The sequence below is a fragment of the Gemmatimonadaceae bacterium genome (assembly GCA_020846935.1).
GTDB lineage: Bacteria > Gemmatimonadota > Gemmatimonadetes > Gemmatimonadales > Gemmatimonadaceae > RBC101.
This window is the reverse complement of the sequence record JADLCY010000007.1, coordinates 14,396-31,531: the sequence shown is the minus strand read 5'-3', so window position 1 is coordinate 31,531 and position 17,136 is coordinate 14,396. Positions and strand designations below refer to the sequence as shown.

13 protein-coding genes and 1 pseudogene are annotated in these 17,136 nt (G+C 68.1%); 10 read left to right on the top strand and 4 right to left on the bottom strand.

Annotated features, from left to right (window positions below; all coding sequences use genetic code 11):
* Window positions 1-28: 28 nt before the first annotated feature.
* Entirely contained in the window at window positions 29-814 is a 786-nt protein-coding gene (locus IT361_08975) for an SDR family oxidoreductase (GenBank protein ID MCC6317809.1), read from the top strand.
* Here IT361_08975 and IT361_08970 read toward each other — a convergent pair.
* Window positions 811-2,247, bottom strand: a complete 1,437-nt coding sequence (locus IT361_08970) for a HAMP domain-containing protein (GenBank protein ID MCC6317808.1) — start codon at window positions 2,245-2,247, stop codon at window positions 811-813. The two genes, IT361_08975 and IT361_08970, sit on opposite strands and share 4 nt — an antisense overlap.
* A 5-nt stretch (window positions 2,248-2,252) precedes the next feature.
* Window positions 2,253-2,969, bottom strand: coding sequence for a response regulator transcription factor (locus IT361_08965; protein MCC6317807.1), 717 nt, complete (start codon window positions 2,967-2,969; stop codon window positions 2,253-2,255).
* Window positions 2,970-3,401: 432 nt separating this feature from the next.
* Here IT361_08965 and IT361_08960 point away from each other — a divergent pair, with 432 nt between their 5' ends.
* The 6 genes and pseudogenes from IT361_08960 (at window position 3,402) to gluQRS (ending at window position 9,484) form a co-directional block, all read left to right on the top strand.
* Complete coding sequence (locus tag IT361_08960; GenBank protein MCC6317806.1) at window positions 3,402-5,081, top strand: GMC family oxidoreductase; 1,680 nt, start codon at window positions 3,402-3,404, stop codon at window positions 5,079-5,081.
* A gap of 26 nt (window positions 5,082-5,107) precedes the next feature.
* Window positions 5,108-5,725 (top strand): gluconate 2-dehydrogenase subunit 3 family protein, encoded by a 618-nt coding sequence (locus IT361_08955; GenBank protein ID MCC6317805.1) that lies wholly within the window; start codon window positions 5,108-5,110, stop codon window positions 5,723-5,725.
* A 30-nt stretch (window positions 5,726-5,755) separates the two neighbouring features.
* Window positions 5,756-6,511 carry a 1-acyl-sn-glycerol-3-phosphate acyltransferase gene (locus IT361_08950; GenBank protein ID MCC6317804.1) on the top strand — a complete coding sequence of 252 codons (756 nt, stop codon included), beginning with the start codon at window positions 5,756-5,758 and terminating at the stop codon, window positions 6,509-6,511.
* A 173-nt stretch (window positions 6,512-6,684) separates the two neighbouring features.
* Complete coding sequence (locus IT361_08945; GenBank protein ID MCC6317803.1) at window positions 6,685-7,269, top strand: DUF2239 family protein; 585 nt, start codon at window positions 6,685-6,687, stop codon at window positions 7,267-7,269.
* Window positions 7,266-8,666: pseudogene (locus tag IT361_08940) on the top strand (MATE family efflux transporter). The gene IT361_08945 and the pseudogene IT361_08940 overlap by 4 nt, the downstream one beginning before the upstream one ends.
* Entirely contained in the window at window positions 8,663-9,484 is an 822-nt protein-coding gene (gene gluQRS, locus IT361_08935) for a tRNA glutamyl-Q(34) synthetase GluQRS (protein ID MCC6317802.1), read from the top strand. The pseudogene IT361_08940 and the gene gluQRS overlap by 4 nt, the downstream one beginning before the upstream one ends.
* On the opposite strand, the gene IT361_08930 is transcribed toward gluQRS, so the two are convergent.
* The gene (locus IT361_08930) at window positions 9,473-10,948 is read right to left on the bottom strand and encodes an SET domain-containing protein-lysine N-methyltransferase (protein ID MCC6317801.1); all 1,476 of its coding nucleotides are present in this window, start codon (window positions 10,946-10,948) and stop codon (window positions 9,473-9,475) included. The two genes, gluQRS and IT361_08930, sit on opposite strands and share 12 nt — an antisense overlap.
* On the bottom strand, window positions 10,945-12,066 hold the full coding sequence (locus IT361_08925) for a hypothetical protein (protein MCC6317800.1): 1,122 nt from the start codon (window positions 12,064-12,066) through the stop codon (window positions 10,945-10,947). Before IT361_08925 ends, IT361_08930 begins: the two co-directional genes overlap by 4 nt.
* Window positions 12,067-12,241: 175 nt before the next feature.
* Between IT361_08925 and IT361_08920 the strand changes: the two genes are divergently transcribed.
* The 3 genes from IT361_08920 to IT361_08910 are packed head-to-tail and all read left to right on the top strand — an operon-like array spanning window position 12,242 to window position 17,086.
* The gene (locus IT361_08920) at window positions 12,242-14,194 is read left to right on the top strand and encodes a molybdopterin-dependent oxidoreductase (protein ID MCC6317799.1); all 1,953 of its coding nucleotides are present in this window, start codon (window positions 12,242-12,244) and stop codon (window positions 14,192-14,194) included.
* A gap of 28 nt (window positions 14,195-14,222) precedes the next feature.
* The gene (locus tag IT361_08915) at window positions 14,223-16,076 is read left to right on the top strand and encodes an NAD(P)H-dependent oxidoreductase subunit E (GenBank protein ID MCC6317798.1); all 1,854 of its coding nucleotides are present in this window, start codon (window positions 14,223-14,225) and stop codon (window positions 16,074-16,076) included.
* Window positions 16,073-17,086 carry a (2Fe-2S)-binding protein gene (locus tag IT361_08910; protein ID MCC6317797.1) on the top strand — a complete coding sequence of 338 codons (1,014 nt, stop codon included), beginning with the start codon at window positions 16,073-16,075 and terminating at the stop codon, window positions 17,084-17,086. The genes IT361_08915 and IT361_08910 overlap by 4 nt, the downstream gene beginning before the upstream one ends.
* The last annotated feature ends 50 nt before the right edge of the window (window positions 17,087-17,136 follow it).

Genomic DNA, 17,136 nt, shown 5'->3' with positions numbered 1-17,136 from the left:
AGAAAGGATCGCAAGCGGTCGCCGCCCGATGACAGCCACCGCCCTCATCACCGGTGCAACGTCCGGCATCGGCCTGGAGTTCGCGCGTCAGCTCGCGGCGCGCGGATGCGCGGTCACGCTCGTGGCCCGCGACCTGGCGCGACTTGACGCCGTGGCCGCGCAGTTGCGCGAGACGTACCACGTCGCGGTCACGATCCTCCAGGCAGACCTCGCCACCGCCGAAGGGGTCGAGCACGTCGAATCGCTCATCGCAGGTCATCAGATCGACGTGCTCGTGAACAACGCCGGCTTCGGCACGAGGGGTCCGCTCGCCCGGACGGCGCCCGAGGCTCAGCGGGCGATGGTGCACCTCCACGTGACCGCGACGAACCGGCTGACCATGGCGGTGCTCCCCGGCATGGTGGCGCGCGGTCACGGCGCGATCATCACGGTCAGCTCGGTGGCCAGCTACACGACAAGCGCCAACAACGTGAACTACTGCGCGACCAAGGCCTATCAACGCGTGTTGATGGAGTCCCTGAGCCTCGAGGTCGCTGGCAGCGGGGTCCACGTGCAGGCGCTGTGCCCCGGGTTCACCCGCACCGAGTTCCACGATCGGGCAGCCATGCGCATGGAGCGCATTCCCGCGTGGCTGTGGCTGAATGCTGGCGACGTAGTGCGGGCCTCGCTCGCGGCCATGGACGCCGGAGGTCCGTCGCTGGTGATTCCCGGTCGCCGCTGGCGCGCCATCGTTGCGTTGATCCGGCACCTGCCGCGCCGGCTGCTCAGGCGTCAGGCGCAATCCTACCAGCGTACGCGCGAAGAAAGTCGTTAGGCGTTGCCCGCTGCGAGCGGCAGCGTGAGCCGGAACTCCGTGCGCCCGGGACGCGACTCGGCGATCTCCAGCGTCCCTCCGTGCAACTCGGCGATGCGCTGCGCGATGGCGAGCCCCAGGCCGGCGCCGCTCGTGGTGCTCCCGCTCGCGCGTGCCCGCGCCGTGTCGACGCGAAAGAACCGTTCGAACACACGCGCCTGCAGCTCGGCCGGAATGCCCGGACCCGCGTCGATCACCGCCACCGAGCAGTGATCGCCGTGCACCGACATCGCGAGCTCGACCGCTGTACCCGAGGGCGCGTACTTGATCGCGTTGTCGAGCAGGTTCAGCAGCAGCCGGTCGAGGAGCGACGCATCGCCAACGATCGGTGCAGCCGCCAGTTCACGCACTTCGACGCGCACGCCACGCTGCTCGCCGACGTGGCGGATGGCCCGGGCGGCGCCGTGCACCAGTTCCTCCAGATACAACGCGTCGCGATGCACGATCAGGTGCCCGGCATCGGCGCGACCGATGAGGAACAGGTCGTCGACGATGCGGTTGAGACGGTGCGCGGCCTCCTGCATCACCTGCACCGATTCGCGGTACTCCGCCTCCGTGCGCTGTGGCCGCGAGAGCGTCACCTCGGCCTCGGCGCGCAGAATCGCCGTGGGAGTGCGCAGTTCGTGTGACGCATCGGCCATGAACCGTCGCTGCTGCGTGAAGGCCGCTTCCAGCCGATCGAGCAGGTCGTTCACGACGCGCGCGAGGCGCACCAGTTCGTCGCCCCCAACCACCGGCAGCCGTTCGTGCAGTGTGGACGCGCTGATCTCGGCGGCGCGCTCGGCCATGCTGGCGACCGGGGCAAGCCCGCGCCGCGCAAGCGCCGAGCCGGCCGTCGCCGCCACTGCGAGAAGCAGCGGCACGGCGACGAAGAACAGGCGTCGGATGCGGGCGAGCACTGCTTCGACGTCGTTGAGCGGAAACGCGCCGGCGAGGGCGTAGCGATCGCGATCCATCGTGAGCGGCCTGGCCACGACTCGATGCGCCGACGCACGGCCCTCGACGTCAAACGACGCGCTGTCCAGCGCGGGTCGGCGCGCGAGCGCGATCAGCAGCCAGTCACGTTCCGCGGGCGGCGGCGGATGGCTTCCCTCTCCGCTCTCGGCGACGAGGCGCCCCATGGAGTCGCGGACGACGATGCGAAGGTCGCGGAAGCGCACCTCGGTGACCGCCGACCTGAAGGCGTTGCCCACGCTCAGGAGGACTCGGCGCTCGGCGACCACTTCGCGGGAGAAGGCGGTGAGGGCTTCGTCGATGAAACGGTCGGTCCGCTCGATCAGCGTACGCGAGAACACGACGTACCCGAGCACCGCGAAGCCGACGAGCGGGAGCGCGAGCCACAGCGTGTACCAGAGCGTGAGTCGCGCCCGCAGGGAGGAGGGCCACCCACGCATGCGACTCAGGGGACGCGGCGACCGGCGCCCTTGCGGCGCACCGCGCTTTCGTCCGGCGCAACCAGCATGAACCCGGCGCCACGCACGGTCGTGAACAACGGGACGGCTTCCCCATCATCGATCTTGCGGCGGAGCCGGCTCGCGTACACGTCGATGATGTTGGAGTACGTGGTCCGGGAGTCGTCCCAGACGCTGGACATCAGCTCGGCGCGTGTCACGACGCGGCCGGCATTGCGCGCCAGGTGGAGCAGCAGGTCGTACTCCTTGCCGGTGAGCTCGACCTCCCGCTCGCCGCGGCGCACGCGATGTCTCTGGGCGTCGATGGCCAGGTCACCGACGACCAGCAGCGGAGCCGGCAGCTCGTGGTGCCTGCGGATGAGGGCGCGGAGCCGAGCGAGGAGTTCGCCAAAGTCGAACGGCTTGGTGAGGTAGTCGTCCGCGCCGGCGTCGAGGCCCGCGATCCGGTGCTCCACCGCATCGAGCGCGGTGAGCATGAGGATCGGGGTGCGGTGGCCCGTCTCGCGGATCGTCGTGCACACAACGATCCCGCTGGGTTCCGGCAGAAGAACGTCGAGGACGATCGCATCGAAGGCCGTCGCTGAGGCCATCGCGAGGGCTTCGGCGCCGGTGCTGGCCTGTTCCACGTGGTATCCCGCTTCGTGAAGCCCTCGCGCGATTGCGGCCCGCAACGGCTTGTCATCTTCGGCGATGAGGATCCGCATGTCCGCTAAGCTAACGCTCGGGGCCGGTCGGGGGAGAACCCGAACCTCCAGCCCTTCTACGAGAGCTTCGGCAGCACGCCCGCGCGATGACCTGACGACGAGGTGAAGGTCATCACGGCGTACGACCGGATGAACCGCGCCAGCCGGGGAACGCCGAGCCACCGCCTGGGTGCTCTTCCCGCCCGCACAGAGCCTGCCTGCGCCGCAATCGGCGCACCCGGATGCTGTGCGAGTCGCTCGCGGCGAGGGCGTCCTGAACACCACGGCGCGCGCCGGCCGCTGACGGGCGGCCCTCGTCGGCGCGCCGCAGCCGCGTATCGCGCTCGGCGAGGCCGCCGGACATATTGCGCGGCAGGGGCACGGCCTGCACCGAGGTCACGCATGCGCCGGCTCCGGCGTTCGTTAGGCGACACCCTGGCACGGGAGGACGCTGTGCAATCGGTCGAGTTCGATGCAATCGTCGTGGGCTCCGGCATCTCGGGCGGCTGGGCCGCCAAGGAGCTGACCGAAAAGGGACTGCGGGTCCTGCTGCTCGAGCGTGGACGCAACGTCGAGCATATCAAGGACTACGTCAACGCGACCAAGGGCGTGTGGGAGTATCCCCATCGCGGCGGGCGGACCAAAGCGATGGAAGCCGAATACCCCGTGCTCAAGCGAGACTACCCCCTGAACGAGAAGAACCTCGACTTCTGGGTGAAGGACACCGAGTCGCCCTACACCGAAGTCAGGCGCTTCGACTGGTACCGCGGGTATCAGGTCGGCGGTCGCTCGCTCATGTGGGGACGCCAGAGTTATCGGTTGAGCGAAATGGATCTCTCCGCCAACGCGAGGGACGGCGTCGGCGGAGATTGGCCCGTTCGCTACGCCGAACTGGCGCCGTGGTACGATCTCGTCGAGCAGCATGCCGGGATCTCCGGATCGGTCGAAGGGCTGCCCCAGTTGCCCGATGGAAAGTTCCAGCCAGCGATGCCGCTCAACTGCGGCGAGGAACTCATCGCGGGCAAGCTCAGGCAGAAGTTCGGCGGCCGCCGTCGCATCATTCCCGGGCGCACGGCCAATCTCACCGCGCCGCTGCCGGGCCGCAGTCCGTGTCAGCACCGCAATGCGTGCTGGCTCGGTTGTCCCTACGGCGCGTACTTCAGCACGCAGTCCTCGACCCTGCCCGCGGCGATGGCCACCGGGCGACTCACGCTCAAGCCGTGGGCGATCGTGACCGAGGTTCTCTACGACAAGGACCTGAAGCGTGCGTCGGGCGTGCGCGTGCTGGATGCCGTCTCCAACCAGACGACGGACTACAAAGCCCGGGTGATCTTCCTCTGTGCGTCGACGCTGAACAGCACCTGGCTCCTCATGCGTTCGGCAACGGACGTGTGGCCGGGAGGACTCGGCAGTAGCTCCGGCCAGTTAGGTCACAACCTGATGGATCACCATTTCCGGTGTGGCGCGAACGGAAAGATCGAGGGCCTCGAGGACAAGTACTACTTTGGGCGACGACCCACGGGCTTCTACATCCCGCGCTACCGGAATCTTGCCGGCGACCGGCGCGGGTACCTGCGCGGCTTCGGCTATCAGGGGAGCGCGAGCCGATCCGATTGGTCGCGCGCGGTGCGCGAACTCGGCGTGGGCGCGGCGTTCAAGGATATGATGGCGACGCCGGGCGGATGGGGCATCGGCGCCACCGCGTTCGGTGAGATGCTGCCCAACCACGCAAACCGCGTCACGCTCGATGCGACGAAGAAGGACAAATGGGGACTGCCGGTGTTGAGCATCGACTGCGCCACGGGCGAGAACGAGCGCCTGATGCGGGTGGACATGATCAACGACATGGCGGAGATGCTGACCGAGGTCGGCGTGAAGGACGTGAAGACGTTCGACTCCGGGTACTTCCCCGGCATGGGCATCCACGAGATGGGCACCGCCCGGATGGGCCGCGATGCCAGGTCGTCGGTGCTGAATCGCTGGAACCAGGTCTGGGACGCCATGAACGTCTTCGTCACGGACGGCTCCTGCATGGCGTCGGCCGGATGCCAGAATCCGTCCCTGACCTACATGGCTCTCACGGCACGCGCCGCGGACCACGCGGTGAACGAGTTGAACAAGCGCAACCTGTAGCGGCGCCCACTCCTTCGCTTTCACCCATGTCACACCAGACCGAACAGGATCGCACGATCGGCCGGCGCGAGGCCATCCGACGCGTGACGGCGCTCCTCGGGGGCGCGACGCTCATCGGCGGGACCACCCTGATCGCGGCGTGCAACCGCGAACGCACCGCCACCAGCGCAGCCGGCTATGGAACCTTCACATCGGCCGATATCGCCTGGCTCGATGAGGTGGCAGACACCATCGTCCCGACCACGGCTACGCCGGGAGCGAAGGCAGCGGCCGTCGGCCACTTCATGGCCGTGATGGTGACCGATACCTACGACCCGAAGGACCAGCAGATCTTCCGCGCCGGCATGACGCAGCTGGAAGACGCCGCACGCAAGGCGCACGGCGCGGACTTCCTCGCCGCGACGCCGGCGCAGCGGCTCGCGTTGCTCGAGACGCTGGATCGCGAGCAGAAGGCCTATCAGGACGCAAAGAAGGGCAGCGATCCGAATCACTTCTTCCGCATGATGAAGGAGCTGACGCTGGTCGGCTACTTCACCTCGGAGATCGGCGTCACGCAGGCGATGCGCTATCGCGAGTCGCCGGGGCGGTTCGACCCCTGCGTCCCGTACACGGCCGGTGAGACGATCTGGGCCTCTCACGCATAGGGCGCCAGAGGCGCTAGGTTTCGCGGCGCCATGAGTACGCTGCTCAACGCCTGGGCATGGATCTCCACGGTGACCCTGGTGCTGCTCGGGACACCGGTGGTGTTTGCCGTCTACTGCGTCACCACGCCCTTCGACCGCGGACGCTATCTCACCGGGCGCCTCTTTCGGCTGCTCGGCGTCACCTCGGTCAAGCTCAATCCGCTCTGGCGCTTCGACACGGCGGGAACATTCATCCGCGACCCTCGCCGCCCCTATGTGGCGGTGTCGAACCACGAGTCCTACGCCGACATCTTCCTCATCTCCCACCTGCCGTGGGAGATGAAATGGATCTCCAAGGAGACCATGTTCCGCATCCCCTTCTTCGGGTGGATGATGCACATGGCCGGTGACATCTCCATCACCCGTGGCGAGCGAACAAGCACGGTGAAGGCCATGGAGGCCGCGCGCGACCGCCTCCGGAAGCGCGTGAGCGTGATGATCTTCCCCGAGGGAACGCGGTCGCGCGGCGCTGACCTCCTGCCCTTCAAGGATGGCGCGTTCCGTCTCGCGCTCGAGGCGGGCGTTCCGATCCTCCCGATCGTGGTGGCCGGCACGCGCACCGCCATGGCCAAGGGCACGTTCCGCTTCCAGCGCGCGCGCGCCCGCGTGCGCGTGCTCGACCCGATCGACACGACCGGACTCACCGTCGACGACGTCGCCACGCTGCGAGAGCGCACGCGGGCGATCATCGACGACGCGCGACGCGCGCTCGCGCGTGAGCTGCAGGGCGAGCGACGGCGCGGATAGCGCGCTCGACCGCGGGGCCCGGGCCTTCCTTCGAGGTAGGCGAGACCGAGGACAACGGCGACCGAATCGCGCGCTCGACGACGCGGTATTCGCGTGCTCGCCGGCACAAACGGGGGCATATATCACCCGGATGATATTGACACACCAATATTACCCGGATACAATGCGTCCCCATGGCAACCAACGAGCCGCGCCGCGGCATCGCCTTCGCGGGCACCCGACGCATCGCTGATGGGCCCCTCGCCGACGTGGCGCTCCGCGTCAAGCGCGCCGTCGATCGCGGGACCCACGCCACCGTGCTGGTTTTTGACGCCGAGACCAGCGAGCGCATCGACCTCGATGTGCGCGGCAGCGATGCGGAAGTCATGGCGCGCCTGGCGCCGCCCACCGTGCGCACGGCGGGACGCCCAAGACTTGGCGTCGTGGCGCGCGAGGTGACGCTCCTTCCCCGCCATTGGGACTGGCTCGGTGAGCAACCCGGCGGCGCGTCGGTCACGCTCCGCAAGCTCGTCGACGAGGCGCGCCGCGCCACCGTGGACGCTGGCCGCGTGCGCCGCGCGCGCGAGGCGACCTACCGCTTCATGGTTGCCATGGCCGGGGATCGCCGAGGCTTCGAAGAGGCAAGTCGTGCGCTCTTTGCCGGCGACACGGCGCGTTTTTCGCGACTCATCGCACGATGGCCGGCCGACGTTCGCGCGCAGCTGTTGCGGCTCCTGACCGTGTCCGACGGCACCACCCCACAGGAGCCAGCGCCATGACGGACCTCACGCAGGGCTCGATCCCGCGTCATCTGGTCCGGCTCGCGGTGCCCATGGCCGCGGGCATGATCTTCCAGACGCTCTATTACCTCGTCGACCTGTACTTCGTCTCGCGGCTGGGCGACGCCGCGATCGCCGGAGTGGGCGCGGCTGGCAACCTGCAGTTCATCGTGATGGCGGCGACGCAGGTGCTCGGCGTGGGAACCATGGCGCTGATTGCCCATGCCGCCGGACGCCGGGATGAGCACGACGCCAACCTCGTGTTCAACCAGAGCCTGGTGCTCGCGGCGATCGCCCTCGCCTCGACGCTCATTGCCGGCGGCAGTCTCGCTCGCGCGTACATGGGCACGCTCGGCGCGGACGCGGCGACGATCGCGGCGGGGACGAGCTACCTCCGATGGTTCATCCCCGGTCTGGCGCTCCAGTTCGCGCTGGTCACCATGGGGTCAGCGCTCCGGGGCACCGGCATCGTGCGTCCCACGATGGTGGTACAAGTCGCGTCGGTGGTGCTGAACGCCGTGCTCGCCCCGATCCTCATCGCCGGCTGGGGCACGGGGCGACCGCTCGGGGTCGCGGGCGCCGGGCTTGCGACGACGATTGCCATGGTGTTCGCTGTCGTGGCGATGTGGGCCACCTTCGCGCGACTCGAACGCACCGTGCGCATCGATGCCTCGCTGATGCGACCGCACGTGGCCACGTGGAAGCGCATCTTTCGCATCGGTCTGCCACCGGGCGGCGAGTTTGCCCTCCTGTTCCTGAACCTCGGCGTGGTCTACTGGATCATCCGACAGTTTGGGGCGGAGGCGCAGGCCGGGTACGGCCTTGGCTCCCGGGTGATGCAGGCCATCTTCTTGCCAGCCATGGCGGTGGCCTTTGCCACGGCGCCGCTCGCCGGGCAGAACGTTGGCGCGCGCCGATTCGACCGGGTACGCGAGACGTTTCGCGTGTCCGCGATGATGGGCAGCGCAATCATGCTCGCGCTGACGCTCGTTTGTCAGGTTCGGCCGGCCCTCCTCATCACGCCTTTTACCAGCGAGAGCGGCGTGGTCGCCGTCGCGGCGGAATATCTCCGCATCCTCTCGTGGAACTTTGTGGCGCAGGGACTGATCTTCACCGTGTCGGGGATGTTCCAGGCGCTGGGCAACACGATTCCCTCGTTGTTCAGCAGCGCGTTCCGCTTTGCGCTGTTTGTCCTCCCGGCGGTGTGGCTCTCGACGCGGCCTGGCTTCTAGCTGCGGCAGCTCTGGATCCTTTCGGTGACCACCGTGCCGCTGCACGTCGGGTTCAGCCTGTGGCTGCTTCGCCGCGAGCTGCGCCTCCGCGTCGGCGTGCCGGCCACCGCTCCGCCACCGCGAGCCGCTGACCTCCTGGACGCATCGGGCGCAGGCGTCGAATGACCTATCGGGGTCGCATCGCACCGACGCCCACCGGCGACATGCACCTCGGACACGCGCGTACCTTCCACGCGGCGTGGCGTCGCGCCATGGAGGCTGGTGGCGAGCTCGTGCTGCGCATCGAAGATCTCGACCCGCTGCGCTGCCGCCCGGAATACACCGAGGGCATGATCGAGGACCTCCGGTGGATGGGCATCACCTGGACGGAAGGGCCGGTGTACCAGTCGCAGCGCACGCCCGTGTTTGTCGACACATGGACGCGGCTGCGCGACGCCGGCGTGCTGTACGCGTCAGAGGTTTCGCGTCGCGAGGTGCGCGACGCCGCGCACGCGCCCCACGAAGACGAGGAAGCGGCCGAGCCGATCTTCCCGCCCGAGCTTCGTGGCGATGTCCGCGAGGCACGTCGATTCGACGCACCGTGGAACGTGGCCTGGCGGTTCCGCGTGCCCGATGGCGAGGTCGTGCGGTTTACCGACGCGCGCCGCGGGGAGCAGTCGTTTACGGCCGGGGTGGACTTCGGGGATTTCGTCGTGTGGCGCAAGGATGGCGTGCCGGCCTACGAGCTCGCCGTGGTCGCTGACGACATCGCGATGGGCATCACCGAGGTCGTTCGGGGCGAGGATCTCCTCAGGTCAACGGCGCGCCAGCTCCTGATCTATCGGGCGTTGGGCGCAACGCCACCGGCCTGGTGCCACGAGCCATTGCTTCGCGATGCCGAAGGTCGCCGCCTTGCCAAGCGACACCTGCCGCTCTCGCTGCGCTCGCTCCGCGAGCAGGGGTGGCGATTCGACGACGTCGTGTGGCGCGACTCAGTCCGGTGAGCGCGAGACGCCAACCGGCGTCCGCGCAGAGCGGCGCTTGCGCGCTGGCCTGGGCGGCGCAGCGACCGACGTACCGCGCGAGCCCTTGACCAGCCCCCGGCAGGACACGGCGCCGCAGGTACAGCGGAACGGCTCCGAGGCCTCATCGAGAAAGGCGCCGTAATCGAGTGTGATCTCTTCGCCACGGCGGACCCGCCGCATCGCCACCACGTTGAGCCCATCAAAGGCCGCGTTGGGCTCGCACGAGTGGTTGGTGGGCGCCCATTGCGTGGGGTCGTCATCCCACAGGACGAACAGGTCGTTGCCCAGCGGGTAGCCATAGCGCCGCAACATCGAGCGATCGTCGGCGTGCCACGTGCGATCCACGTGTCGAGCGGTCACGACGCGCTGCGCCCGCTCCTCGCCGCGAAAGACAAGATCCCCGGGTTCAAGGTCGCGCGTGGCAAAGATGCCGTATCCCGAAATGGCGTTGCCCTGCATGGCGTAGGGCGGTTGTGCCCGGCGATGACGCGCGATCGCTTCGGCGATGATGTGCTGCGCAAAGCCAGCCTGTCCCATCCCGTCGTGGGCAAGCACGTAGTCCGCCGAACCTTCGTAGCCGTCCTGGTAGAAGACGGAGCACGTGAAGTTCACTTCGAGAAAGTGGATCGTGCCGCCCGCGTCGCAACGGAAGTCCATGCGCGCGTACCCCATGCCGCCGAACGCCCGGAACACCTTGATGGCGGCGTCCTTGAGCCGCGCGGCGAGGTCCCCGTCGCGCACGGGAACGTTGGCGTCGGGATGCAGCTCGGACGTCTTGAACGCGTAGGTCTTGAAGTGGGTGTCGGCGGGGAACACGAACTCGACCGGAGTCAGCGCCACGGGATCTCCCTTTTCCTCGATCGCGCCGAGGACGAGCACCGTGAACTCACGACCCTCGATGAACTCTTCGATGAGCACTTCGGGATAGTCGGCCAGAATGCGCGCGACCTGCGGTTCGAGATCCGCCGGGTCGCGCACGAGCGACCGCTCGTCGATGCCCAGACTGTCACCGGCGTGCGAAGGCTTGACAAACAGCGGGTAGCGGAGCCCACTCGTGAGGCCGTGTGCCTCGGGCGCATGACGAACGAGCGCGTGCCGTGGTGTGGTGACGCCCGCGGTGTACGCCACGTACTTCATGAGGGGCTTCGGCACGTGATAGAGCTTGGACACGGGCCCGGTGAAGGGGAGGTTCAGCCGCTCGAGCGTGTCCACGACGTCGATGGACGGTACGTCCCACTCCAGATAGCCCTCGCAGAGGTTTACGAACACGTCATAGCCCTGCGTCGACAGGTCACGCAGCTGACGGTAGGTGGTCAGCTTGTTGAGTGCGACGTGATCGACCGTGTCGTCAGGCAGGAGTCGCGCGAGGTCGCGCGGGGGATCGTAGTTCTTGTAGTCGACGTTCGAGGTGGAATAGTCCGGCTGCAGCACGCAGACCTTCATGCACGCCTCCGCAGCGGCACTGCGACGTGGCTGGTGAGTGCGCCATCCACGATCTCGCGGACCATGCTGGCGAACGTACGGTCGGCAAAGCGCAGGATGGCGCCGATCGACGTGTAGTTCTCGTCCTCGGAAAGGCCGCACTGGGCGTTGACCTCGAGGACGAACAGTTCCCGCGTGCGTGCGTCCATCCGCAGGTCGACCCTGCCGTACCCGCGGCCGCCAACGGACGCATAGGCCGCCCAGCTCACCTCGGCGATCCGCTGCTGGAGCGCGGCGGGGGCCGGCTGGTACTCCCACAGCCACTCGCCCCCTTCGATCGGCGACTCCTCTTCGTACACCTCCCACAGGCGATCGAACGACAGGAACTGCTCGGTGGCCGGCAGTCCATCATGGAAGACACGTTCCACGGCGGGGTAGATCGTGGCCCGCTCGGGAGCGTCGGTGGATCCCACGATGAGCGTCGTGAACTCCGGCCCCTTGATGAAGCGCTCCACGAAGACACCGCCGCTCGCAAGGTTCCAGCCGTGATACCCGGCCTCGAGCGTGCTGAGCTGCGTCCTGAGGGCCGTCACCGTTTCGACGACCGACTTGACCGAGATCCCCAGGCTGCCGGCCGAGACGGCGGGCTTCACGATCAGCGGCTTGCCGTGCCGGTTGAACAGCCCGCCCAGCGGCCGCGTGGAAGGCGTCACGACCGACCACGGCGACGTGGGCACTCCCGCCGCATCGAACGCGTGCTTCATGTCGATCTTCGACGTCGTCACGTGGTAGAACGACGCGTCTGCGCCCGTATAGGGGAGCCCGACCTCATCGAGGTAACGCACCACCGAGATACCCGGGACGCTGTTGACCTCGTCACCATCGCAGAGGTTGAACACGACGGGCGCATGCATGGCCGTGTCCCTCGCGATCCGGTCGATCACGTCGCGGTAGTCCCGCATGGTGACGGGCTGCCACCGCCAGGCGAGCTCGAGGTGCTCGAAGGCGCGCTGGAACTCGCCGTGACTCTGGCTGAAGTCACTGTAGCAGGCGAGCGTGGGATCGGTGGCTTCCACGTGCGGTACGAGGACCCACACGAGGAGGGGTTTGCGCTGATGCGCCTTTCTGGCTCGCGACACAGCACCCGGTATGGTGGTCGTGGCAGAACCGCTGATTTTCCGGAACGCATGATGATGGCACGATCACGGCGCGGCGTGAAGTAGCCACGGGTGCAGAACGCGCGTCGAGCTTGCCTATGCCCTACCCCGGCTCCAGACTCCAGCGCAGGGAAAGTCTTCATTCACGCACCGTCGCATGCCCCGTCGATCAAACGCTCCACGCCCCTACACCCGGCTCACGCAGCCGCTGGTGCGCGACAACGGCCACCTGCGTCCCGCCACATGGGACGAGGCCCTGGACCGCGCCGCCGCCGGCTTTCGCCGGGTGAAGGACACCCTGGGCCCGAACGCCATCGGGACGTTCAGCTGCTCGAAGAGCACCAACGAGGTGAACTTCCTGGCTGGCAAACTCAGTCGAGTCGCGTTCGGCACCAACAACGTCGATAGCTGCAACCGTACCTGACACGCTCCCAGCGTCGTCGGTCTGGCGACAGTGTTTGGAGCGGGTGGCGGGACCAACTCGTACGAAGAAGTGGAGGAAACCGACGTGGTGTTCCTCTGGGGCTCGAACGCCCGTGAGGCCCACCCGATCTGGTTCCATCACCTTCTCAAGGGCATTCGGCACCACGGCACGCGCCTCTACGTCATGGACCCGCGGCGTACCTCCAGTGCGCAGTGGGCCGACGTGTGGTGTGGGCTGCGCGTGGGCAGCGATGTCGCGCTGTCGAACGCCATGGCCCGCGTGATCATCCACGAAGGGCTGCAGCACGAGGCGTTCATCGGGAACTCCACGACAGGGTTCGCGGCCTACCGCGATGCCGTCGAGCCCTACACGCTGGATGTGGCCGAGACCCTGACGGGCGTGCCGGGCGACGTGATTCGGGAAGCCGCGATCGCCTTCGCCCGCGCCCCCCGCGCGATGATCTGCTGGACGCTCGGCATCACCGAACACCACAACGCGGTCGACAACGTCCTGGCCCTCATCAACCTGTGCCTGCTGACGGGCCAGGTGGGGCGCTGGGGCGCGGGCTGCAACCCGCTGCGTGGCCAGAACAACGTGCAGGGCGGCGGTGACATGGGCGCGATTCCCAACAAGCTCGCCGGATTCCAGGACATCGAGCAGGACCACGAGGCGCGGGCCCGATTCGAGAAGGCGTGGGGCGTGCCGATCCAGCCCACCTACGGCTACAACCTCACGCAGATGCTGCACGCCATGGCCGACGGCCGCATGAAGGCGTTGCTCTGCATCGGTGAGAACCCGGCGCAATCAGACGCCGACGCGCATCACGTGCGACACGCGCTCGAGAGCCTGGACCACCTCGTGGTGCAGGAGATCTTTCTCACAAAGACGGCAGAGCTGGCCGACGTCGTGCTTCCGGCAGCAGCGACGTGGTGCGAGGGCGAGGGCACCGTGACCAACAGCGAGCGCCGCGTGCAGCGCGTGCGCAAGGCCCTGGATGCGCCGGCCGGCGCCCGCGACGAGCTGTGGATCATCTCGGAACTCGCGCGGCGCATGGGCCACGCCTGGACGACGCCGACGGCCGAAGAGGTCTGGAACGAGGTCCGCGCGCTGGCTCCGGACTTTGTGGGTGGCATGTCGTACGAACGCCTGGATGCGCTCGACGGGATCCAATGGCCGTGCCCCGACACGTCGCACCCGGGCTCGCAATTCCTCCACGGTCGCCTCTGGGAACAGCCGGCCCGCGGACCGCTGGCTCCGTTCAGCGTGGTGCACCACACGCCGCCGCACGAGGAACGCACCCCGGAGTACCCGATGCTCCTCACGACCGGGCGCCGGCTGGAGTCGTACAACACAGGCGTGCAGTCGGGCGGCTACAACTCCCCACTGCATTTCGGCGAGACGCTCGACCTTTCCCCCGAAGACGCCGAGCGGCTTGGGATCGCGACCGGCGACATGGTGCGTGTTTCTTCGCGTCGTGGCAGCGTGCTGGCGCCCGCCCGCATCGATCCCGCGCTCCGCCAGAACCTGGTATTCATGACGCTGCACTTCCCCGACGACGTCACCACGAACCTGCTCACGATCGACGTGTCGGACCCGAGGTCCGGTACCGCCGAGTTCAAGGCCTGCGCGGTGCGTGTAGAACGCGCCGAGGTCGCCGCGGAAGCGGCGTCCGCCGCCGGCGACTGATCATGTCCCGCCTTCTGCTGCCTGCCTGATGGATATCCGTCACGTCGACGCCGAACCCACCGCCGAGGAACGCGCGGCCATCGATGCGCTCCTCGGTCCGCCGGACTCCTCATGGGAGGGCGGCGAGCGTGGAAGTCATCGCGATGCGCACACCGCGGTTGGCGGGAAACTCGCGCGGGATCGTCGGCCGCTGCTCGTTCCGGCGCTGCAGGCCCTGCAGCAGCGCATCGGCTGGATCTCGGAGGGTGGCATGGGCTACGTGTGCCGCCGCCTGAGCGTTCCGCCCGCCGAGGCGTGGGGCGTGGCCACGTTTTACGCGTTGTTGGCGACCTCACCGCGCCCGCGTCGCGTACTCCACGTCTGCGACGACATCGGGTGCCGGAGCCGCGGCGCGCACGCCATCGAGCATGCGCTGGAACAGGCCTGCGGCAAAGCCATTGGCGCGGAGCCGTCCGCCGAGGCCATGACGGTCGACGCGAATGGCGTGGCCTGGATGCACTCACCCTGCCTTGGCCTCTGCGACCAGGCCCCCGCCGCGCTCTACACCGAAGCGGGCGAAGCGCCGCGTGAGGTGCTGCTGGGGCGGGTGACGCCTGAATCGGCGGTGCGCGCGCTGCGTGACGGCCGGGTGCCTGACGACGCGACGGCAACGCCGGATCTCCCGCAGCGCGGCGACCCGTCGCTCGTGCTGCTCTCGCGCTGCGGCGTGGTCGATCCCACGTCACTCGAAGCATACCGCTCGGCGGGCGGCTTTTCCGCGTTGGAGAAGGCGCGAGAGCGTGGCGCCGAATGGGTCATTGCCGAAGTCACCGCGTCCCGGCTCGTTGGACGCGGCGGCGCGGCCTTCCCCACCGGACGCAAGTGGGACGCGGTGCGTACTCAACCCGCGACGCCGCACTATCTGGTGTGCAACGCTGACGAGTCCGAGCCTGGGACGTTCAAGGACCGCGTGCTCCTCGCACAGGATCCGTTCGCGATCGTCGAGGCGATGACCATTGCCGGCTTCGCCACCGGGTGCAGCAAGGGCTACCTGTACATCCGCGCCGAATACCCGCTGGCCACCGCACGCATGGAGCACGCGATCACGGCCTCCAGGGCCGCGGGACTGCTCGGCGACTTCGACATCGAGGTGCGGCGGGGTGCGGGCGCGTACATCTGCGGCGAAGAGACCGCGCTCTTCGAGTCGATCGAGGGAAAGCGCGGCGAACCACGCAGCAAGCCGCCGTTTCCGGTGAGCGCCGGGCTGTTCGGCAAGCCCACCGTGGTGAACAACGTGGAGACGCTCGCGAACGTTCTGCCGATCCTCCAACACGGCGGCGCCGCGTACGCCACCGTCGGCACCTCGGGCAGTACCGGAACGCGCTTGTTCTGCCTGAGCGGCGCGGTCGCGCGGCCAGGAGTGTATGAGGTGCCATTCGGCCTGACGCTGCGCGATCTGCTCGCGCTCGCGGGCGGAGGGGTGCCCAGGGCGGTGCTGCTCGGTGGCGCGGCCGGCACCTTTGTGCGGGGCGACGAACTCGACATCCCGCTCACGCTCGAGGGTGCGCGTGCCGCAGGAGCCACGTTAGGCTCGGGCGTGGTGATGGCGTTCGACTCCGACGCCGACATGCGCGACATGGTCCTGCGCGTCGCCGGGTTCTTTCGCGACGAATCGTGCGGCCAGTGTGTGCCGTGTCGCGTGGGCACGGTACGGCAACAGGAGGCCCTGCACCGGATCGCGGCAGGAAAGACGCGCGGTGGGATCGCGGGTGAACTCGCGCTGATCGAGGAAGTGGGCGTGGCCATGCGTGACGCGTCGATCTGTGGCCTGGGCCAGACCGCGTATTCGGCGGTGGAGTCGGCCATCAAGCGGCTTCGAATGTTCGAGGAGGCAACGACATGACGACGACCGGCAACCCGAAGGAGGGCACAGCGCGTCCCCTGCCACCGCTGGTGCAGCTCGGTCGACCATCGCGTGTTCCGCGGGCACAGGTATCGCTCACGATCAACGACCAGCCGGTGACGGTCGACGAGGGCACCACGCTACTCGGCGCAGCGGCGACGATCGGCGTGGAGGTTCCGACGCTCTGTTACCTCGAGACCCTCCGGCCGGTGAACGTATGCCGGCTCTGCGTGGTGGAGGTCGAGGGCGCGCGCGTGCTCGCGCCGGCGTGCTCACGTGCGGTGGAGCCGGGAATGAAGGTGCATACCGACAGTCCGCGCGTGAAACACTCCCGCAAGCTCGTGCTGGAGATGCTGGCGTCGTCGGTCGACCTGTCGACGACGCCCGGCATGCCGGAGTTGCTGGAGACGTACGCCTGCGAGCCCGAGCGATTCGGGCCGCCCGCGCCGACGGCGGCTGCCGGTGAACGTGACGCTGCCATCGCGGGACACCACGTGGCCACCGAGCCGGGCTTCGCCGCCACCGTCGCGCAGCCGGTGAAGATCGATAACGACCTGTATGTGCGCGACTACTCCAAGTGCGTGCTCTGCTACAAGTGCGTCGAAGCCTGCGGACCCGATCATCAGAACACGTTCGCCATCGCCGTGGCCGGCCGCGGGTTCAACGCGCGCATCTCCACCGAGATGGCCATCCCGCTGCCTGGCAGCGCGTGCGTCTACTGCGGCAACTGTATTGCCGTGTGCCCGACCGGCGCGCTCATGGCCAAACCCGAACACGACCTTCGTGTCGCGGGCACGTGGGATGAGTCCAGCCAGCAGGTCACGGACACCATCTGTCCCTACTGTGGCGTGGGCTGCACCCTCTCGCTCCACGTACAGGACGGCCGGATCGTCAAGGCGACGTCACCGCTCGACCACGACATCACGCTCGGCAATCTCTGCGTGAAGGGCCGCTTTGGGTGGCAATTCGTGCAGTCGCGCGCGCCCGAGTCCAACGGCGACGGTGGCTGAGATCCCGCACGACGACACCGCGGAGAGCCGCGGCGTCGGGTACGGTGCTC